Source organism: Larsenimonas suaedae (genome assembly GCF_023712105.1).
Lineage (GTDB): Bacteria > Pseudomonadota > Gammaproteobacteria > Pseudomonadales > Halomonadaceae > Larsenimonas > Larsenimonas suaedae.
The window spans coordinates 16,301-36,458 of sequence record NZ_JAMLJI010000004.1 but is presented as its reverse complement, the minus strand read 5'-3'; the positions used below and the strand labels follow the sequence as shown (position 1 = coordinate 36,458).

Annotated in this window: 16 protein-coding genes; all 16 read right to left on the bottom strand. The window is 61.7% G+C overall.

Annotated features, from left to right (window positions below):
• Nucleotides 1-40: 40 nt before the first annotated feature.
• Nucleotides 41-1,525: a type VI secretion system protein TssA gene (gene tssA, locus NAT49_RS11890; RefSeq protein WP_251594470.1), complete on the bottom strand. Its 1,485-nt coding sequence runs from the start codon at nt 1,523-1,525 to the stop codon at nt 41-43.
• 13 nt (nt 1,526-1,538) lie between these two features.
• Complete coding sequence (vasI, locus tag NAT49_RS11885) at nt 1,539-2,276, bottom strand: type VI secretion system-associated protein VasI (protein ID WP_251594467.1); 738 nt, start codon at nt 2,274-2,276, stop codon at nt 1,539-1,541.
• Between the two features lie 6 nt (nt 2,277-2,282).
• A complete protein-coding gene (locus tag NAT49_RS11880) occupies nt 2,283-3,851 on the bottom strand; it encodes a sigma-54 interaction domain-containing protein (protein ID WP_251594465.1) in 1,569 nt (522 codons plus the stop codon).
• 15 nt (nt 3,852-3,866) lie between these two features.
• The gene (gene tssH / locus NAT49_RS11875) at nt 3,867-6,551 is read right to left on the bottom strand and encodes a type VI secretion system ATPase TssH (protein WP_251594464.1); all 2,685 of its coding nucleotides are present in this window, start codon (nt 6,549-6,551) and stop codon (nt 3,867-3,869) included.
• A gap of 8 nt (nt 6,552-6,559) precedes the next feature.
• Entirely contained in the window at nt 6,560-7,396 is an 837-nt protein-coding gene (gene icmH / locus NAT49_RS11870; RefSeq protein WP_251594462.1) for a type IVB secretion system protein IcmH/DotU, read from the bottom strand.
• Between the two features lie 2 nt (nt 7,397-7,398).
• The gene (gene tssK, locus NAT49_RS11865) at nt 7,399-8,733 is read right to left on the bottom strand and encodes a type VI secretion system baseplate subunit TssK (protein ID WP_251594460.1); all 1,335 of its coding nucleotides are present in this window, start codon (nt 8,731-8,733) and stop codon (nt 7,399-7,401) included.
• A gap of 11 nt (nt 8,734-8,744) precedes the next feature.
• Nucleotides 8,745-9,269 (bottom strand): type VI secretion system lipoprotein TssJ, encoded by a 525-nt coding sequence (tssJ, locus tag NAT49_RS11860; RefSeq protein WP_251594459.1) that lies wholly within the window; start codon nt 9,267-9,269, stop codon nt 8,745-8,747.
• Entirely contained in the window at nt 9,266-10,708 is a 1,443-nt protein-coding gene (tagH, locus tag NAT49_RS11855) for a type VI secretion system-associated FHA domain protein TagH (RefSeq protein ID WP_251594457.1), read from the bottom strand. The genes tssJ and tagH overlap by 4 nt, the downstream gene beginning before the upstream one ends.
• Before the next feature lie 4 nt (nt 10,709-10,712).
• Nucleotides 10,713-11,741: a type VI secretion system baseplate subunit TssG gene (gene tssG / locus NAT49_RS11850; protein ID WP_251594455.1), complete on the bottom strand. Its 1,029-nt coding sequence runs from the start codon at nt 11,739-11,741 to the stop codon at nt 10,713-10,715.
• Nucleotides 11,705-13,465 (bottom strand): type VI secretion system baseplate subunit TssF, encoded by a 1,761-nt coding sequence (gene tssF, locus NAT49_RS11845; protein WP_251594453.1) that lies wholly within the window; start codon nt 13,463-13,465, stop codon nt 11,705-11,707. Before tssF ends, tssG begins: the two co-directional genes overlap by 37 nt.
• Nucleotides 13,466-13,531: 66 nt before the next feature.
• On the bottom strand, nt 13,532-13,963 hold the full coding sequence (gene tssE / locus NAT49_RS11840) for a type VI secretion system baseplate subunit TssE (RefSeq protein ID WP_251594451.1): 432 nt from the start codon (nt 13,961-13,963) through the stop codon (nt 13,532-13,534).
• 70 nt (nt 13,964-14,033) lie between these two features.
• The gene (tssC, locus tag NAT49_RS11835) at nt 14,034-15,515 is read right to left on the bottom strand and encodes a type VI secretion system contractile sheath large subunit (protein WP_251594449.1); all 1,482 of its coding nucleotides are present in this window, start codon (nt 15,513-15,515) and stop codon (nt 14,034-14,036) included.
• Between the two features lie 35 nt (nt 15,516-15,550).
• A complete protein-coding gene (tssB, locus tag NAT49_RS11830) occupies nt 15,551-16,066 on the bottom strand; it encodes a type VI secretion system contractile sheath small subunit (RefSeq protein ID WP_251594447.1) in 516 nt (171 codons plus the stop codon).
• Nucleotides 16,067-16,579: 513 nt separating this feature from the next.
• On the bottom strand, nt 16,580-17,773 hold the full coding sequence (locus NAT49_RS11825; protein ID WP_251594445.1) for a nucleoside permease: 1,194 nt from the start codon (nt 17,771-17,773) through the stop codon (nt 16,580-16,582).
• Nucleotides 17,774-17,820: 47 nt separating this feature from the next.
• Entirely contained in the window at nt 17,821-18,900 is a 1,080-nt protein-coding gene (locus tag NAT49_RS11820; RefSeq protein WP_251594443.1) for a sugar phosphate isomerase/epimerase family protein, read from the bottom strand.
• A gap of 4 nt (nt 18,901-18,904) precedes the next feature.
• Nucleotides 18,905-20,110 carry a Gfo/Idh/MocA family protein gene (locus NAT49_RS11815; protein ID WP_251594441.1) on the bottom strand — a complete coding sequence of 402 codons (1,206 nt, stop codon included), beginning with the start codon at nt 20,108-20,110 and terminating at the stop codon, nt 18,905-18,907.
• Nucleotides 20,111-20,158: the final 48 nt, after the last annotated feature.

Here is a 20,158-nt window from a genome sequence, read left to right as displayed (position 1 = left end):
CCTACCCTTTACGTACGTCGTCGTTCACGTGTGTTCAAAATCAGCTGCGTTCCCGAGCAGCCCGATCGCGCGCCTTTTCGATGCGCTCCAGCAGATCCGGCTCCCACTGATCCAGCGCAACCCCCTCGAGTTCGCGCGCCAGCGTCTCGAACTGATGGCTTGCCATCACCCCGAACCCGGCGCTGACCATCAGCTCCGCCATCACCAGCCGCCAGTAGAACTGGGCCCTGGGCGACTTGGCCGTTTTGAGGCCGTCTTCCAGAAGCGCCAGCGCCGGCGCAACACCGTCGCTTTCAAGCAGCCCCTCGGCGGTGTCGAGCGCATCGAACCAGGCATCGCCGCTGCCGCCGGCGCTGCCGCCCTTCTTGGCGCCCTGCTGATCGAGCCAGTACCTGGTGTCGTCACTCAAGAACGGCGTGCCGTCCTTGAACGTCAGCGCCTCGATGCCCTCGAGGCGGTCCAGAAAGAGGCGCACTTCATCGGCGATGGCCTCGGCGCAACGCGTGTGCCCAAGCTGCATGGCGGCCTGCGCCGACAGTGCATGGCCATCGAGCCAGTACGGGCTGGCAGCAAGGCTGGCCTCGATCTTGTGCCAAAGCTCGAGGTCGGCGCCCTTGGCCAGCGCGTCCTCGTAATCGGCCACGCGGTCCCGGGACACCGCCATCAGCTCGGTCTTCACGCCGTCCTTCGTCAGCGGAAGCGAGGTGATCGAGGCCCACACCGCGTGTCGGCGCAGCCGGTAGCCCAGCGGGTCCGATACGCTTGCCTCGTTCAGGTGATCGGCCACCTTCAAAAGCGCCTGCCGGTTGGCCCGTTCGTTGCCACCGGAGAGCGACACATCGAGCGCCGGCTGAGCCTGCGTGCTGGCAGCGCTCGGCTGGGCCGGTGCCGCCTGCGCCGGGGCAGCCGCGGGGGCTGCGGCCGATTGCTCTGCGTGGGCGTCGGCGGTCTGGGTCGGCTCGGCCGGCGCGGTTTCACGCGCCTTGGTGTTCAGGGCGCGAAGCAGCGTGCCGAATTCATCATCCGGCAGTCCGTGCGCCTCGGCGTGGGCCTCGAGCGCGGTGAGCTGTTCGAGCGCGAACCCGACGCCATCGCCGATCGAGGGGTTGAAGTCGAGCGCCTCGACGTCCTGGCTCGCCCGCTGCATGACCTGGGTAAACAGTCGTGCCCGGCCGCGCTTGCCCTTGGGTCCCTTGAACGGCCAGGCCGTCTCCCAGAACTGCTCGAGCGCGCGATTGAGCAGCAAAAGCGAGAGCGCGAAACGTTCGCCGCTGTGCTCACGCTGCAGGCAGTAAAGAAGATGCGACAACACCTTCAGGTCCTTGCTGCGCGTTTCAAGCAGCATCACCGCGGTGGATTCGACCTTGGCAAAGTCGATCTCCTGGTGCTGCATGGTGCCGAGCTTCATCATCTGCGCGTCGAGGAAGTCGTAGTCCGGATCGTCCTCGAGTCGCTCGCCGGCGGGCGGGTCTCCAAGAGGTGCCAGCACCCGCTCGACGTAGGCGTGATCTTCGATGGCTTTCATGAGCGCTTCATCCCTACCAATGACACAGTGAGCGCATCGGCTTGATGCGGTTGGCCAGATCGCCCAGCTCGAACACCAGCCCATTCAGCGCGCTTTCGCTGCTGCTGAGTTCGATGCTTGACTGACGCAGCATCCACTTGAGCGTGTCGATGGCCGGCAACCCCCGCCCGGCACTGACGGCGTAGCCGTTGTCGGTCAGCCGCCAGGTCTGCTCGATGCTGCCGCGATCGCCCTGAAGCCGTACCGGAATGCGCGTGCGCGACAGTGGCGCATCGACGTCGAACTGAAGCCTTGTGATGTTGTCGACGCAGCCGATGACCAGCAGCGGCCTCGGCGGCGTGGTGCCAAGCGCCGGCGCGGTCATCATCATGTTGCCCTCGAACCCGCCGTCGCTTGCCCAGCGCTTTTCGAGAAACGGCGCGCTCTGATCGGTGCGCTTGCCCTCGAGGGCCTTGGCGTCCTGCCAGAACGGCGGCTGGGCGATGACGGGCGCATCGACGCTCTCGGTCGTCCGGGAGCTCGCCATCGTGGCCGGATTGCCCGGGAACAGATCGTCGAAGCATTTAAGCCGCGCAAGCCGCGAGCCAATGGCCGCGCATTCACGCGCCTGGCGTTCGAGGCCGGCCTCATCTGCGCCCGTATCCAGCGGCGCGGCGGTTTCCGACGTTTCGGCTTGCGCCGGCAGCGCCGCAAGCGTCAAAAACGCAAGCGCCACCAGCGCGACGATCCTGCATGGGGTCAAGACACTCATGCCCTGTTACTCCTCACCAATGCGAAATTGCTGACACTTGTGCGCCAGGGTTCGTTTCGGAAGATTGAGACTTTCCGCTGTCATTGCCCGGTTGCCGTCAAAGCGCGCCAACCGCGCCCGAATGACCGAGGCCTCGAACTGACGCGCGGCCTGACGCAGGTCGGTCACGGCCTCGAGCGCCAGCGCCGTCTCGGCGTCCTGACCTTCCTCGACGCCCTGGGCATCTTCCCGGGCCTCGAGCGCGGTGACGTCGATGTCCTGTCCAGGCGGCGTCATCGCCAGCGCGTACTCGATCACGTTCTTGAGTTCGCGCACGTTGCCCGGAAAGGTGCGCCCATCGAGGGCAGATAGCGCCGCACTCGAAAGCCCCACCACCGGACGCCGCTCCTGCTCACAGAAACGGCGAACGAAGGTGCGCGCCAGCAGCTCGATGTCGCCCTTGCGCGCCGCAAGCGCCGGCACGCGCAGCGGAAACTGCCCCAGGCGGTAGAACAGATCCGCCCGGAACAGCCCGTCGTTGATCTTTTCGCGAAGCGGCTGATGGGTCGCCGCGATCACGCGAAACGAGGACTGCTGTTCCTCGGTGGCCCCGAGCGGGCGAAAGTGACCGCTTTCGAGCACCCGCAGCAGCTTGGCCTGGAGATCCAGCGGCATGTCCCCGATTTCATCGAGAAACAGCGTGCCGCCATCGGCCTGTTTGATCAGCCCCTGTCGGTTTTCACTCGCGCCCGAGAACGCGCCCTTGACGTGACCGAACAGCTCGGATTCCAACAGCGACTCAGGGATCGCGGCGCAGTTGATCGCGACGAAGGGCTTGTCGGCGCGGGGCGAGCACGAGTGCAGTGCACGGGCGATGACGTCCTTGCCTGTGCCGGTTTCGCCCTCGAGCAGCACCGACATGCTGGTTTCTGCTGCGCGCACGATCTGCTGGCGCAGCGCCACCATCGCCTCTGACTGACCGATGACCTGCTCGCCGAGGCCGTGGGCGGCCGTGCGTCGGCGCTCGTCCTCGCGAAGCGTGACCAGCGAGCTTCGAAGCGTGTGCTCGCGACGGCGCGCGTCTTCCGAGCGCTTTTGCTGCTGCCAGTGAAAGGCGCCCAAATCCACCAGCACCCGAGCCGCATCGCTTTCGATCAAAACGTCGATGCTTTCAGAACTGCCCCAGCAGGCCAGCACGCCAAGCGGCGCCTGGGCGGCGTCCGGGGCCAGTGTCCAGAGGTACAGGTCGGTGTTGTGCGGCACGGCGCGCACCTGCCGCTGAAACCCGGGGTGATCGAGCCGCGGCTGACGCGCGACGTCGTTCAGGCGCATGCCACGTCGCTGGCGCAGCGCATGAGCGTAGGGGTGGCGAAAGTCGTCGCAGAGGAACAGCTCGTTTTCGCCATCAAGCACCAGCGCCCGCTGATCCGCCGTCATCACCCAGCAGTCCACCCGATACAGACCGAACAGCGTGCTCATGTCGGCACCCAGCACCGAGCGCACCTCGCGGGGCGAGGCGGCTCGAGCCATGGCCAGGGCGCTTTCGAGGCCCTGCTCCATGTTGGTCGGTGCGTGTGGTGACATCCAGACGTTCATCGTATTCGCCTCGGCCTAGTCGATCGCAGCCGTGAAGGCGCCCTCCTCGACCCCGAGCACGACGCGGCGCACCGGTGTTTCGTTGGCCAGATGCTCGAGCAATGCACTCGAGACCGGCGGCAGCATGTCGCCCTCAATGATCGACTCGAGCATCCGCGCGCCGTTTTCCGACCGGGTCGCCCGGGCGAGAATCGCCGCTTCCAGCCCGTCGCCATAGCTCACCTCGGCCTTGTAGCGCGTGCGAATGCGGGCGGCGAGGGTGTCGAGCTTGGCAGTGACGATCTCGGCAAGCGTTGCCTCGGCAAGCGGCAGATACGGCACCACTTCCATACGGGCCAGCAGCGCCGGCTTGAAGAAGTCGGCCAGCACCGGATAGAGCGCATCGTCCATGGCGTCGGTGTTGTCGGCGTGCGCCACGATCTGTTCGAACCCGAGGTTCGAGGTCATGAAGAACACCACGTTCTGGCAGTCGATCTGACGCCCTTCGCCGTCGGACAGCTCGCCCTTGTCGAAGGCCTGATAGAACAGGTTAAGCACTTCGGGATGGGCCTTTTCGACCTCATCGAGCAGCACCACCGAATAGGGTTTCTGACGAATGGCTTCGGTCAGAAGGCCGCCCTCGCCGTAGCCGACGTAGCCGGGCGGCGAACCGATCAGGCGCGAAACGGTGTGCTTTTCCTGGTACTCGGACATGTTGATGGTGGTCAAGAACTGCTGGCCGCCGTAGAGCCGCTCGGCAAGCTGTACCACGGTTTCGGTCTTGCCGACGCCGCTTGGGCCCACCAGCAGAAACGCCCCCATCGGCCGGCCCGGACGCCGCAGGTCGGCGCGGGCAGTGACCAGATGACGATGAATGCGCTCGATGGCCACGTTCTGGCCCTTGATGCGCTCGGTCAGAAAGTCGGGCAGTTCGGTCAGCTTCGAGAGCTCATCGCTGGTCATGCGCTCGACCGGAATCCCGGTCCAATCGCCGATGACCTGAGCGATCTGCGCCTCCTCGACGCTGCCATGCACCAGCGCGTGCTCGTTTTGAAGCTGTTCGAGTTCGGTTTCGAGCGCGCCAAGCTCGGTAACGAGAGCGTCACGATCCCTGACGCCTTCGAGTTCGCCGGCGGCAGCCTCGGCCGCCGCCAGTACCTCGTCAGCGGCCGTCGGTTCCGTGGCCTCTGCAGCCGGCGCCGCGTCCATGTCGAGAAGCTGCTCGTGAACGTCGAGAATACGGCGCACCAGCGCCCGCTGGGTCTGCCAGGCCTCGTCGAGGGTGGCGAGCTCGCAATCGATCGTTTCGATCCGGCGGGTCAGCGCGTCAAGAAGCTCGGGCTCGACGGCCCGGCCGAACAGACGTTCGCGTTCGAGCTGTTCATGCTCGCGAGCGCACTGCACGCGCTCGCTTTTCAAGTGACTGATCTGACGCGGCGGCGCGTCGATGGCTTGCGCCACACGGGCACAGGCGGTGTCGAGCACGTCAATGGCCTTGTCCGGCAACTGTCGGCCGGCAACGTAGCGCGCGGACATGGCGACCGCCGCTCGAAGGCCGCTGTCACCGATCAGCACGCGGTGGGCACGCTCGTAGACGTCACGCAGGCCACGCATGATGTGCAGCGCCTGCTCCTGGGTCGGCTCGCCGAGTACCACCGGCTGAAAGCGACGCGTCAGCGCCGGGTCCTTCTCGATGTACTTCTTGTACTCACTCCAGGTGGTGGCGGCGACCGTACGAAGCTCGCCTCGCGCAAGCGCGGGCTTCAGAAGGTTGGCGGCGTCGCCGCTGCCTTCCTGATTGCCGGCACCGATCAGGGTGTGGGCTTCATCGATGAACAGGATCACCGGCTTGCTGGCGTTCTTGACCTCATCGATCACGGCCTTGAGCCGCTTTTCGAACTCGCCCTTGACCGAGGCGCCGGCCTGCAGCGCGCCGAGATCCAGTGTGATCAGGTCGACGTCCTTGAGCGAGGCCGGCACCAGCCCCTCGCTGATGCGAAGGGCAAGCCCTTCGACCAGCGCGCTCTTGCCAACGCCGGCCTCGCCGATGGCGATCGGGTTGTTCTTGCGGCGGCGACAGAGAATATCGATCATCTGATCGACCTCACGGTCGCGGCCGAGCACCGGGTCGAGCCGGCCTTCCCGTGCCGCTTGCGTGGTGTTGGTGCCAAAGCGGGCCAGCGCGCTGTCACCGCTCTGCGCGGCGGGCGCACTGCCCTGGCCCGAGGCCGGCGTGTCGACCGGCGTTTCCGCGGAGTCGGCGGTAATGCGGTCGAACTCGCGCTTCAGGGTCTCGCGGTTAAAGACCGAGAGCAGGTCGAACGCGCCCCGTGACAGATAGCGCTGCGCGTTCATCAATACAGTCACGAATACGGCACCGCTTCGAAGCTCGCTGTGGCCGAACTCGGTCGAGGCCAGAAGCCAGGCGTCCTGCAGCACTTCGATCAGAAGCGGCGAGAACACCGGGTACGGCTCGGCGGTGGTCGGCTGATCGGCAAAGCCCCCGGCCAGCGCCTGCTTGAGCGACTGCGGGTCGATGTCGTGAAGCGCCAGGCAGCAGCGGATGTCCGACAGCGGCATGTCGGCCAGGGCGTACATCAGGTGCTCGACCGTGATCTCGGCGCCCTGACGCTCGGCGCAGAGGCTGGCCGCCGCTTCCAGAGCCTGGTGGGTAAAGGGATTGAGCCGGCGAATCAGTGCCGGCAGTTCGACCCGAATCATGGGCGCTCCTAGCTGGTGATCTGGTTGAGCGTGGAAATCACGTCGTGGCTGTGGCTGCCAAGCGTCAGCGACAGGCCGAGGTAAATGGCGACCATGACGCCTGCAAAGATCGCGAACACGCCCCAGACCGGCATCTGGCGGTCCGGCCGATAGCGGGCGTCGGCCACGTTATCGAGCGGGCTGGTCAGTTGGTCCGAGCGCGTGTCGTCGTCGGCGATGTGCTCGCGGAGCTGCTCGCCGAGCGCTCGAATGATCTGCTCGCACTCTTCGTGCCCGTCGGGCATGACCTTGTAGCGGCCTTCGAAGCCGAGGCAGAGGCACATGTAGATGAACTGGAGCATCTCGCGGTAGCGATCCGGCTCCTTCTGAAGGCGGGCCAGAATCGAGAACACCTTTTCACCGCCCCAGGTTTCGTTGTGAAACCGGGTCAGAAGCGAGTGCTCGGCCCAGGCGCTCTGACCACCCCAGCGTGTGCCCATGACCGCTTCATCAATGAAGGAGCACAGCACGTAGCGGTAGGCCAGAAGCGTCGGCCGGTCGTAGCCCTTCTCGGTCAACTCCACCTCGATCGCCATGATTTCGTTGACGACCTGCTCGTAGAGTCCTTCGATGTCGGTGTACTCATCGAGCTGGCGAATGCGGATGACCATGCCCATCAGGGGGGTGGCTGCATCGATCAGGTCATTGAGGTTGTGGCCGCGCAGGCGAAACCAGAAGTCTTCGTCGTCGTCGAGCTGATGAGCGTGACTGTGCAGAACTCGATCGAGGCTGCGCTCGGAGACGTCGCTGGGATCCTTCGGCGCGCGCTTGGCCCGCGCGCTCTGATAGGCATCGAGATCACTCATGGTCAACTCCTGATCGCCCAGAACTGAAGTTCGAGACCGGGGAACTCACCGGCCACATGGAAGGCAAAACCGCTGGCGTTTCTCAGCATGTCCCACGCCTGGCTCTGACGGTCGAGCTGGAAGTAGGTGTAGCCTGCGTGGTAGGGCAGCTGGCGTGGCGCGACCGGCAGCGGCGTCAGCGGCACGCCCGGCAGCTGAAGGCTGATCAGATCGCGAATGCGCTCGACGGAGGCGATCTTGGTCTGCTGCACGAACTGCTTGCGCAGCCGCTCAAGCGGCATCTCGGCGCGCACTGCCAGAATGAACTCGGCCGAATCCAGCAGCGAGGTGTCCGTCAGCGGTGCGACCATCAGGCCGTAGCGGCGTTTTTGCAGCTGAATGGCCACCGCGCGGGATTCGAGCACGGTCGAGAGCGCCTGACGCATGGTCAGCATCAAGGGCGAAAAGGTCGCCTCGGGGTAGTCGTGATCGTAGCTCGGGTATTCCTGCGGCAGCCGCGATTCGTCGGTAAACGTCATCAGCTCGCCACAGGTACTGACCAGCGTCTCGAACAGCCGCTCGGGGTGCAGATGACTGAGCCGTGAAAGGTGCTGAAACTGCGGATGGGTGCGATTGAGCAGTTGCAGCAGCATAAAATCCGACACATCGGCCACACTGCCCTGACTCGGCGCAGAGATGCGGTTGGCGATGTTGCGAGCACGCTCGCGCATCAGGCCCGCCATTTCACCGACAAAGCGGTGCAGCACGGGCGCAGCGAGTACGTTCAAGAGCGTCGGGAAAAAGTTTTGATCCATCACCAGGCTGCCATCGGCGCGCTTTTCGAGAATGCGGCCGACGGCAAGCGTTGCGTAGGCGCTGCGGTCGTCGCGCTCGAGCATCAGCCGTGGGGCGACCTGCGCCAGATCGAGATCGACGTAATCACCGCTTTCCGAATGCAGATCACGTACCGGGCGAGTGGTGTGGGAAAACCGCGCCGACACGCCGGACTCCGGCCACTGCACCTCGCCCAGGCTGTCGCTGACCATCGGCAGCGCCAGATAAACGATCTGATTGGCCACCGACCCGTCATGAATCTCGAGCGGGTCCGGCAGAGCGTCGTCATGGGGCAGCGAGAACGCGGTGCCGTCGGGGAACACGCCCTCGGCACGGGCCAGGGCAATGCGGCCGAAGCTCAGGTACTCTGCGTTGAGTTCGAGCGCCGTGAACCCGTAGAGATAGCGGCTGACGCCACTCAGACGTTCATTGAGCTGCGCTTCCAGCGCGCGACTTTGTTGCTGGAAATGCTGGGGCTTGATGAATAGCCCCTCGTTCCAGATGACTCGATTACGACTCGACATCAGACACCTTCCTAGTATTCACGCCGCAGCTCGACCGTGTGATTTCGCAGATGCACGAGGATGTGATAGCGATGGCCCTTGGGTCGGATGCGTACCACTTTCTTCCATTCGGCGTGATCCGGGTCGTTGTAGTAGGCGATGACCCCGATAAACCGGGTCTCCGGATCCACATCGAACGATTCGTAGAACTTGAACTGACGCGGCAGCAGCGCGAAGTCGTCGTGGTCGATGTAGTTGGTGCCGAGCGCGTTCTCGAGATCGTCGCTGACCTCGGCGTAATCGGCCGCCATCAGCTTCGAATCGTCCTTGAGCTGAAGCACCTGAAACGACATGGGCGCGCCAAGGCCGTTACCGTCAGCATTCATGTCCGACTCGGCCACCATGCTCAGATCGACGGTGCTGGCCTGTTCGGTGTCGGCACCGACCTGCACCGAGGGGTTCCAGAGCACGCGACCGGTCTTGGTCACGGCGTTGTAGGCCGTGCTGCAGCCGGCCAGCGTCACCGCGACCAGCAAAAGCATGACAAGGCGTTTCACGACGATTCACCTCGCTGGCCGGCGTCCTTTTGAAGCTCTCGTACGCTGCGGTCGTAGCCCTGCTCGAATACCTCCCAAAACAGCTTTTCGAAGCCCTGCTGTCGGTTGGAGGTCAGCTCGCGGTAGTAGTGTTGATACATGTCCCATGCCCAGGCGCTCTCCTCGGCAGGGGTCATGTCGCTGCGCCGATAGGCGTGAAAGCGCTTGAGCAGCGCGTCCGGCGAGAATGCGTCCAGAATGGCGCCGAGCGCCTGACCGATGGCGTCCTCGACGGCCTGCTGATGGCGGCGCTGCTGATCGAGCGATTCCCGAACAGCCGCCGGGGCCGACAGGTGAACAGGGCTGCGCTCGGCGGAAAACAGCGTATGGATGGTCTGCTCATAGCCCTGACCGAGGCGAAGCGGGTTATCTTCGATCGGCTGCAGCCGGCGGTCGCGCAGCGAGTAACGTCCGTCGCCCTGTGACGCGTTCAGCTCCAGCATGCCCTCGACCAGCGACCGAAGCGTCGCCCCGGCTTCGTGCAGAAACCGCTGTTGCTCTTCAGTGTCCTTGAACGACAGCGGCGCGCCGAGGCCTCGAAGCAACGGGTCGGCGCCGATGTGGCGAGAGCGCCCGGCGTCCTGGTCCGACCAGTGGTCGTGCAGCTGTTCGCCGACGGTTTGTTCGAGTTCGTGAAGTAGCTTGTCGTCCATAGCGGCACCCTCGGCGCGGTTGTACGTCGGTTGTTGAGTGGAATATGTAGAGGTCGAAGACGTGCTCGCACGCCCTGACTCGATGCGAGGCAATCCCATGGCCGCCTCGCTGCGATTCTGGTTGTCTTCCATGGCGCTCGGCGCGTCCCGGAGCCATTCGTCATCGGCGTCATCGAGCCAACCGTTTGATTCCGAGGATGAGGCGGTCTCAGCGCCGCCCCGATGGTTGAGCGCAAGCATGGGGTCCTCGGCGCTGGCGGCCGGATTGACATCGCCGAGCGCGTCGAGGGGATCGTCCTGTGCACGCCTCGATGTGGCCTTGATCGGGTCACCGTCTCGTGTGAGCTGCGTGGTTTCCTCGTCGACGAGATCGCTCAGTGGCGCCGAGCCGGGGGGCTCGGCGCTCCAGTTGCCGTGATGCACTCGAAGCGTGTAACGCCCGACGCTCAACTCGTCGCCGTCTCGGAGCACCACGCTTCTATGGCGCCCGATCTGACTGGTCGCGTTATTGATAAAGGTGTGGCCTGACAGGTCGACCAGACAGAACTGGCCGTCGACGCGCTTGATCTGGGCGTGCGAGGGGCGAATGGTGCGTTCACGATCCTGAAGCAGCCAGTCGTCGCTGGGCGAGCTTCCCAGTGTGCCGCCTTCCGGCCCGAACACGTGGGAACTGGTGGAGCCGCCCTCGAGCAACTGACTGTTGATCACGACCAGCGTGAGATCGTATTGGGGGTGTTTTCCCTTCATGAGGTCACCGTCTGATCTGGATACGGACGCGTTCCAACGGTCGGGTCGTATCCGGGTTAACAAAAGTGGTCCATCCGAGCTGACAACTGGTGCCGTCGCCGAGCTGCATGGGTTTGATCTCGTGCGGCTTGAGTTCGAGTTCGAGATCGAAGGCGAGCTGCTCGCGCATCGTCATGTCCATGAGCTGACTCAGCGCGGTGAAATCCTTGCCGTTGGGCAGAAAGTCCTTGAAGCGGTCAAGCGATAGATTCTTGAAGCAGAGGGCGAACTTGCTGCCGATGTCGCTGACCCGCTCGCCGGCGACCGTCGAGATGCCGAGTGCGGCGTTGGCACCACCGAGCGCGGTGCGCTGATCGGGCGGAATCTCGATCCAGCGGGGCTTGAACTGTTCGATCTCGACTTCCTCGAGGTCGAAGCAGTGCGCCACGATGCCGCTGACCACCTGAGGCGAGCGCGAGCGGCCGGCCAGCAGACCGGTATAGGCAAGCATCTTGCTCCAGTTGACGGTGCTGTCGTGGCGAAGCCGCTCATCGCCAAGCCCGAACAGGGAAAATACGGCGCGAGAAAAACCGTCCTGCCCGCCGTCCTGAAAGCGCACGTAGTAGCGGTACTTTCGCCACATCAGATGCAGCTGGCTCAGGAGACGGTGGTTGAAGAAGTTCAGGAAGTCGCCGAGCGCGCCCTCGCGGTGGGCGTACTCATGCGCCAGCGACTCCAGATAGAAGCCGGGCAGCGGCGACTGGGCCCCCTGAAGCCCGAAGAAATTGACCTCGACCCAATAGCACGGCATGCCTGTCGACAGCGCAATCGTGCGACGCGCCCGGCGCACATCGCTTGCCGGAAAGCCGAGCGAGCCACAGGCGGTAAAGCGCAGGCGCGAGAACGTGGGCGTCTCGAGCGCGTCGCGCTCGAGATCGTCGCCGTGCAGCCGATGCAAAAGCTCCACCAGCTGGAAAAAGCTGTAGTGCGGCGCTCGTTCCAGCACCGCCTCGCTGATTAGATCAGCGGTTGCTGGCCGGAGAGCGGGGCCCACTGGTAACGCTCCTGATTGCTGTGATTGATGACGTGCAGTTCATGAAACGCATTGATGCTTGCGTAGAGCGCGAAAAATTGCGCAAGCACCGTGCCGAACAGGTAGAGATCGCCTTCGGAGGCAAAGGCGTTCTGATCCAGCGTGACGACCGAGCGAATGCCACGTACCGGCCGCCCTCGATACATGCGATCCACCGGTGCGGTGTCGATGCTCAAGATCCCCTGGAGGCGCAGCCTGGAAGCCTGCTCGGCCTGACGGTCGATCAGGGCCTTGAAGTCATACGCTGACAGCACCGCGCTGAGTGCGTCGCGGTCGAGCAGCGAGGAGTAATTGAGCGACAGGTTCGAAATCAGATGCCAGAGCAGGCGACCATCAAGCGTCGGCCGCAGGGGCAGCGAGGGCCGCGTGATGTTTCTGAAGGTCGCGAAGGTCGGACTCGATTCGGTCGGCGTGGTGATGTCGCCGATCGTCAGGCGCTCGGGCAACTGGCGGTTGGTGCACTTGAGCTTTAATGAAATCGCCTCGTGCATTCCAAGGCAGGCTTCCTCGTCGTCACGCACAAAGGCAATGTGATGATCGAAGCCATCGGAGCGCGCGCTGTTTCGAACACGCACCCGGAAATAGCCCGTCGGTTTTTCATTCTGCTGGAACTGATGCTGAAAGCTTTCAAACGGCGTGTACTGGCGGGCATGAGTATTGCCACGCCCCCGGGCGCCATCAAGCCACCCCTGCACGCGCTCGACGCTGAACACCTCGAAGTGCGCGGGTTTGCGACCGTTGGGGCGCACGCGGTATTCGGTCTGCTCGCCATCGAGATCGACCGGCTCGCCGTCATGGTCGAACAGGTTGATCGCAGGAGCGCAGTAAAGCTGAAAGTGCTCGTCGCGCACACGTGCGTCCACCGGCAGCGTGCGTGTGAAGCGAAACCTCAGGGTCAGCGAATCGGCCTTTTCGCGGGGGAGATAGCGGGACAGCTCGTTGATGTCGAAAAACAGGAACGTTTCCGGGAAGCACAGGTATTCCTGAAGAATACGATAGCCCTGATACGCATTGCGCGGGTACGGCAGCAGCGCATCGGTTTCCTTGAAGCCGACCGGTGCAATGGCACTGGCCGGAAGGCGACGGGACTGGCCGTTGGCCTCGACCTCCACTGCACCGAGATGATGATTCAACCACAACAGCAGGGTCTGGGCAGTGTAGTTGTCGCCGCCCATGTGAAGGCGCAGGCTCTCGAGCCCCAGCTTATGAAGCGGCTGATCCGAGTGCACGCCAAGTTTCAGCTCGATGACCGACGCCGTTTGAGAGTGCTCGGCCTCGACACCCTGATGCGTGATCGGATAGACAGTCACGTCCCGGCAGGTGCGGAATTCACACGCCGTGCCATCCACCGGTTCGCTCAGAAGCGCCGTGCCCTGTGCAATGGTCTGCTTGCCATTGAGGGCGTGCAGTTTCGGGTCAAAACGAACGATGGTGGCGCTGGGCACGGGGCGAAGATAGTTCGGCCACAAGAGACTGATCAGCGAGTGCGTCAGCTCGGGAAATTCATCCTCGACCTTTTCCTGCATGCGACCGGTCAGAAACGCGAAGCCTTCAAGCAAGCGTTCAACGTCTGGGTCGGCACTGCGTTCGGAAAGAAACCGGCTTAATTGAGGATGCGCTTCGGCGAACTCGCGTCCCTGGAGACGTAAAAAGTTCAGCTCGTCGCGATAATAGCGATTCAGCATGACGTGACTGTTCCCTACCGCCCACGTGGGGGATATAAATCATGGTGCGAACCGCGCTGGAGGCGTTTATTCCAGGCAGCGGTAACGCTTGTCGTTAAGGACTAGATCGATCGTCGCGCGGCCCATGTCATCGGGAACACGCACATTGGCCCGGATCTGAAAGCGCAGCGACAGCGGTTCGTCACGGGGCATGACCCGGACATCCACATTGTCGACTCTCGGTTCGAAACGCTCGATACAGCTCTTGATCGCGCGCTGAATCGTAAGCTCCAGATCCAAGGTGCCTACCGTGGCATCGTTAAAGTCCATCAAGCCCAGAGTGGGGCGACTTTCACAGTTTCCGGGATGGCTGTTGAGCAGCCTGACCAGATGGTGCTTGATCGATTCCACCGTCTTGTAAAACTGCGACGACTCGGTCGTGACCGAGCCTCCCGCAGGTGCGGTGTTGATGCGTTCAAACAGACTGGCCCCCAGGGCGCCTTTTGCAGGTGCTTCCACCGTGAAACACTCCTGGCATCAAGTAAGTCTTGCGCCTCCGCCCGGGGGCGGAGGCGTTTCGTTCTATCGATCAGTCCTTGTCGAGACGGCCAACCAGTGACAGCTCGAAATTGGCACCCATGTACTTGAAGTGCGGGCGCACCGCCATGGACACCTTGTACCAGCCCGGCTCGCCCTCAACGTCGGAGACCTCGATCGAGGCCGCACGCAGCGGACGACGGCTACGTACGTCCGCCGGCGGATTTTCCTGGTCGGCGACGTACTGGCGAATCCACTTGTTGAGTTCGCGCTCGAGGTCCTGACGCTCCTTGTAGCCACCGATCTGTTCACGCTGAAGCACTTTCACGTAATGCGCCAGGCGGTTGATGATGAACATATACGGCAGCTGGGTGCCCAACTTGTAGTTGGTCTCGGCTTCCTTGCCTTCCTTGGTGTTGGGGAACGCTTTCGGTTTCTGAACCGAATTGGCCGAGAAGAAGGCCGCATTGTCGGAGCCCTTGCGCATGGTCAGGCTGATGAACCCTTCATCGGCCAGCTCGTATTCACGACGGTCGGTGATCAGCACCTCGGTCGGAATCTTGCTTTGCAGTTGACCGAAAGCCTCATAGTGATGCACCGGCAGATCCTCGACCGCACCACCGCTTTGCGGGCCGATGATGTTCGGGCACCAGCGATACTTGGCGAAGCTGTCAGTCAGGCGTGTGCCCAGAAGGAACGCCGTGTTGCCCCAGAGATAGTTGTCGTGCTCGCCACCGGCCTGCTCCTTGTAATTGAAGCTCTTGACCGGATTCTCGTCCGGGTCGTAGGGCGAGCGCAGCAGAAAGCGCGGCGCGGTCAGGCCGAGATAGCGCGAATCCTCGGATTCGCGCAGGGCACGCCATTTGGCGTAGCGCGGCCCTTCGAAGATCGACTTTACATCCTTGATATGCGGAAGCTGTTCGAAGCTATCGATATTGAAGAAACTTGGCGCCACCGAGGACAAGAACGGCGCGTGGGACATCGCACCGACCGAGGAGGTGTACTGCAAAAGCTTCATGTCGCGAGACGACGGTGTGAATGCGTAGTTGCCGATAATCGCGCCAACCGGCTCGCCGCCGAACTGGCCATATCCTGCGGCGTACACGTGCTGATAAAGGCCACTCTGGGTGATTTCGGGGGCAAATTCGAAATCCTCGAGCAGCTCATCTTTCGTGGCGTGCAGGACGTCGATCTTGATGTTCTCGCGGAAATCGGTGCGATCGACCATCAGCTTAAGGCCGCGCCAGCTGGACTCGAGCTCCTGGAACTGTTCATCGTGGAGAACTTCATCGACCTGCGCGCCGATGCGACGGTCCAGCTCGACGATCATGTTGTCGACAAGCCCCTTGCTGACCTTGCTCTGCTCGTCGCCGCTTTGAAGCAGCTGACGTACGAACTCAGCCACGCCTTTCTTGGCAGTGTCATAGCCTTCTTCGTTCGGGTTCATGCGCGTTTGCGACATGACCTGATCAAGCAGCGAGGACTGCTCTTCACTCACGCTGGAGGACGTGTTCTCTTTTGCGGTGTTAGCCACGGAAGGACTCCTTGGGAAAGCGGGCGCTAAAACGGTTACTGGGCGCTGGACGAATCATCGAGCAGATCGAGTTCCTTGAGCAGCTGCTCGCGGGCGTTGTCGTCCCCCAGAAGCTCCTGAAGGCGGCTTCGAAACGCCGGAACATTGCCGAGCGGTCCCTTGAGGGCCACCAGCGCTTCTCTAAGCTCGATCAGCTTCTTGAGTTCCGGCATCTGGCGCGCGATGCTGTCCGGCTCGAAATCGGCAAGACTGTCGATCTTGAGTTCAACGGGCAGTTCCTTAGGCTCGTCGCCTTCACTGTCTTCCAGACGGTTGGGCACCGCTGTGGTCAAGGTGAGTCCCGTCTCTTTCATGACCGACGAGAAATTGTTCTTGTCGACAGAAAGCACTTTACGCTCTTCAAGCGGGGTCTCTTCCTCGCCTCCCTTGAAATCGCCGACGACCATCAGCTTGAGGGGAAGCTCCGTCTCGCCTTCCTGATCGCCTGCCGAAGGCACATATTTGATGTTGATGCGCTCTTTCGGCGCGACGGTACCGTCGTTCTTAGCCATCCTGACCCTCGGAAATTCTACATAAGCAGCTGTTAAGTTTTGCGAAGGCTATCCCACACTTCTCTCTTTAATCAAGATTAAATAAATTCCACCTATCTACTTAAGCCATTATAAGCAAACTAAAAATTAACAAAAGTTAACACAAAGACACGGAAAGGAATTTCTCTTAAGACGTTGTTTTATGAGGATTAAATTTTTAAATCGCAAAAAACGGAGCAGCCAATATTAAATTCAATTCATTTCTATCGGCTTAAATTAGAATAATTAATAATTGAAAGTACCAATATCCTTAGTCATCCACGTGTATTAAACGCTTGTTTTAACTAAATTTAACTTTTATAAATTTTAATTTTCCGAGTTCTAATTGTGTCTTTTTTGAGCGGGCACACACTCGTTAATTCATCTGTCAACGGTGTGATCCTATTTACAAACGTGGCGCTAACATCAGCCACAGGCACCAAGGGGTCGAACTCGGCGCCTGAGCTTTAAAACGACTACACAGTGAATCGATGCTTATCGCTTGCCACGAAACATGAAAGCGAATAGCACCAACACGCCGAGTGCGAAGCACGCAGGAAACAACCAGATGCCTTGCCAGTCATGGCCATCCGCCATCACGAACCGCTCGGTAATCTGACCGGCCACCCAAAAGCCGATCAGCATGCCCACGCCGTAGGTTGCAAGCGTGATCATGCCCTGGGCTGCACTCTTGAAACGCTCACCGGCCCGCTGGTCGGTATAGATTTGCCCCGAGACGAAGAAGAAGTCGTAGCACACCCCATGCAGGGCAATCCCGATCAGCAGCAGGATGATCCCATCGTCGGCGTTGCCGAACGCGAACAGCACATACCGTACGGCCCAGGCCAGCATGCCGATCAACAGTGTGATCTTGATGCCGAAACGCTGAATGAATACCGGCAAAAGCAGCATGAACAGCACTTCCGAGATCTGACCTAGCGTCATCTTGCCCGTCGGGTTTTCAACCCCGATTTCAGCCAGAAACGGATTGGCGTTCTGGTAATAAAACGCAAGCGGTATACAGATCAAAACCGAGGCCATGAAAAACACCGCGTAGTTTCGATCCTTGAGCAGCGTCAGCGCATCGAGCCCAAGCATCTCTCGAAGCCCACCACCGCCAGCCACCGGGGGTGTCGCTGGCAGGGTGAAGCTATACAAGCCGAGCGCAAGGGAGGCGATGGCACACATCAGGAAGGTGTAGCGCAGAAGACCCGCCTCGATGGCGGCTGTGGAATCCCATGAAAATACGAAGCTGATCATTAGACCTGCCACGATCCAGCCAATCGTGCCCCATACGCGAATGCGTGCGAACTCGCGGCCCGGGTCTTCCATCTGCCGAAATGATACCGAATTGACCAGCGCAAGCGTCGGCATATAGAGCACCATGTAGGCAAGCACGAGCGGGTAAAACGTCGAGAAGTCGGTCGAGGTGTACAGGCCGAACATCAAGACGGCGCCGGCCAGATGAAGCACGCCGAGAATGCGTTCGGCATTGAAGTAACGGTCGGCAATCAATCCGATGATAAAGGGGGCAATGATTGCGCCCCAGGATTGGGTCGAAAACGCCATGCCAATCTCACCGCCGGTGGCCTCGAGATTGTTGGCCATGAAGGTACCGAGCGTGACGAACCAGCCGCCCCAGATAAAGAACTGCAGAAACATCATGATGCCGAGCCTGGATCGAATCATGCCGTGGCCTCGCTGTTGTAGTGTTGGTCAAGGGGCGAACGCCCAGATCAGTTGGCAGCGTCCAGCCCGAGCAGCAGCCGGTTACGCGCAGGACTGCTTTCTCCGCCTGCGAAATCATCGAACGCCTTCTCGGCGCGCTGAATCAGGTGGGATTTGATGAAGTCCGCGCCTTCGACCGCCCCTTGCGTGGCCTCTTTCAGACAGCATTCCCACTCGAGCACCGCCCAGCCGTCGTAGCCGTACTGGGTCAGCTTGCTGAAGATGGTCTTGAAATCGATCTGACCGTCACCGAGCGAGCGAAAGCGGCCCGGACGGTCGATCCAGTCCTGATACCCGCCGTAGACGCCGCTTCGAGCATCAGGCCGGAATTCCGCGTCCTTGACGTGAAACATGCCGATGCGGTCGTGATAGCGGTCGATAAACCCGAGGTAGTCGAGTTGCTGAAGCAACAGATGGCTCGGGTCGTACAGGATCTTGGCCCGAGGGTGGTGATCGACGCCGTCCAGAAACCGCTCGAACGTTGCGCCATCGTGCAGATCTTCACCGGGGTGCAGCTCGAAACAAAGATCCACGCCGGCCTCATCGAAGCGGTCCAGGATCGGCCGCCATCGTTTTGTCAGTTCGGCAAACCCCTCGTCCACCAGCCCGGGCGGTCGCTGCGGCCACGGGTAAAGAAAGGGCCAGAGCAGCGCGCCGGAAAACGCCGCCGCCGAAGTCAGTCCCAGCCGCTCGCTTGCACGTGCGACCAGGTGCATCTGTTCGACCGCCCATTCGGTCCGTGCCTTGGGGTCCCCCTGAAGCGCCTTGGGGGCAAAGGTATCGAACAGCTCATTGCAGGCCGGATGAACCGCGACCAGCTGACCCTGTATGTGAGCCGACAGCTCGGTGATCTCGACGCCCGCAGCCTCACAGGTGCCCTTGAGCTCATCGCAGTACGTTTGGCTTTCGGCGGCAAGTGTCAGATCCATACAGCGCGCATCTCCGCTTGGAAGCTGAACACCGCAGTACCCTTTCTCTGCCGCCCACCCGGCCAGGGTGTCCAACCGATCAAACGGGGCAGCCTCATCCAGAAACTGCGCCAGAAAGAGGCCCGGCCCGCGTATGCCTCGAGATGTTTCCTGTGTCATGACGTTATTCTCCTTGGGTCGCTTGGCGACGCTGAGCCTCGAGGTACGCGTCTGTATCGGTTACCGATGTCCATTTTTCACTGCTTCGATGACTGGCGGTGACGGCCTCGATGAACGCCATGCCGCGAAGGCCGGATGCAAGCGTTGGCACGCCCTCGGCGTCGTGTGCGTTTTGAGCACGAATGGCGTGTGCGAAATCGCTGTAGAGGTTGGCCAAGGCCTCCAGATACCCTTCCGGATGCCCGCCTGGTAGACGAAAGCGACGCCGAGCCTCATCGCATAGACCGGGTTGGTCGATGCCGCCTCTAAAAATCTGCATCGGCGCCTGTGCACGGCGATGAATCAAACTATTGGGCGCCATCTGACACCACTCGAGACTGCCGGTCTCGCCGTGGATTCTCAGACGCAGGCCATTCTCTTCACCGGTACAGACCTGGCTCACGGTCAATGTCCCGCTGGCCCCTTCTGCGGTTTTGAACAGCACATCGCCGTCGTCATCGAGTTGGCGCCCCTCGGCGTGAATGCCGAGCGCGGCGCACAGGGCATCGATGCGATGCCCAGAGACAAACTCGGCCAGCCCGAACGCATGAGTACCAATGTCTGCCATGCATCCGCTCGCGCCGGAAAATGCAGGATCAGTACGCCAGGCGGCCTGCTTGTTGCCCTGCGCCTCGGGCTGATCGGCAAGCCACCCCTGCGGGTACTCGACATGAATCTTTCGAAGCGCCCCGAGTTCATTGCGCGCAACCATATCCCTGGCCTGCCACACCAGTGGATAGCCCAGATAGGTGTGCGACAGGCCATACAGACGCCCACTGTCGGCAAGGGCTTGTGGCAAGGCCTGGGTCTGCTCAAGTGATAGCCCCGCCGGTTTTTCCGACATCACATGAAACCCGGCTTCGAGCGCGGCAACCGCCATGGGCACATGCAGATGATTCGGGGTCACGATCGCGACCATCTGCATACGCTGATCTTCCGGAAGCTGGCGCTCGGCCTCCAGAAGCGCACGCCAATCGGTGTGTACGCGCTCAGGAGAAAGCCCACACAAGGCGCCGGTACGGCGATTGTTGTCATCGGTTCGGCTGAAACTGCCACTGACCAGCTCAATGTGCCCATCTAGCGCCGCGGCCAGTCGATGCACCTTGCCGATAAAAGCGCCGTCACCGCCACCAATCATTCCCATGCGAACAGGCATCAAGGGTTGCGCCATATCGTTGTTCTCCGTTGAGTTCAATCGGGGCGTGAGGGTTTGAGCTGG

What these genes read in the sequence shown, in the direction of transcription:
- tssA (WP_251594470.1), bottom strand. Translation starts at nt 1,525, where the DNA reads ATGAAAGCCATCGAAGATCACGCCTACGTCGAGCGGGTGCTGGCACCT.
- vasI (WP_251594467.1), bottom strand. Translation starts at nt 2,276, where the DNA reads ATGAGTGTCTTGACCCCATGCAGGATCGTCGCGCTGGTGGCGCTTGCG.
- NAT49_RS11880 (WP_251594465.1), bottom strand. Translation starts at nt 3,851, where the DNA reads ATGAACGTCTGGATGTCACCACACGCACCGACCAACATGGAGCAGGGC.
- tssH (WP_251594464.1), bottom strand. Translation starts at nt 6,551, where the DNA reads ATGATTCGGGTCGAACTGCCGGCACTGATTCGCCGGCTCAATCCCTTT.
- icmH (WP_251594462.1), bottom strand. Translation starts at nt 7,396, where the DNA reads ATGAGTGATCTCGATGCCTATCAGAGCGCGCGGGCCAAGCGCGCGCCG.
- tssK (WP_251594460.1), bottom strand. Translation starts at nt 8,733, where the DNA reads ATGTCGAGTCGTAATCGAGTCATCTGGAACGAGGGGCTATTCATCAAG.
- tagH (WP_251594457.1), bottom strand. Translation starts at nt 10,708, where the DNA reads ATGAAGGGAAAACACCCCCAATACGATCTCACGCTGGTCGTGATCAAC.
- tssF (WP_251594453.1), bottom strand. Translation starts at nt 13,465, where the DNA reads ATGCTGAATCGCTATTATCGCGACGAGCTGAACTTTTTACGTCTCCAG.
- tssB (WP_251594447.1), bottom strand. Translation starts at nt 16,066, where the DNA reads ATGGCTAAGAACGACGGTACCGTCGCGCCGAAAGAGCGCATCAACATC.
- NAT49_RS11825 (WP_251594445.1), bottom strand. Translation starts at nt 17,773, where the DNA reads ATGATTCGATCCAGGCTCGGCATCATGATGTTTCTGCAGTTCTTTATC.
- NAT49_RS11820 (WP_251594443.1), bottom strand. Translation starts at nt 18,900, where the DNA reads ATGACACAGGAAACATCTCGAGGCATACGCGGGCCGGGCCTCTTTCTG.
- NAT49_RS11815 (WP_251594441.1), bottom strand. Translation starts at nt 20,110, where the DNA reads ATGGCGCAACCCTTGATGCCTGTTCGCATGGGAATGATTGGTGGCGGT.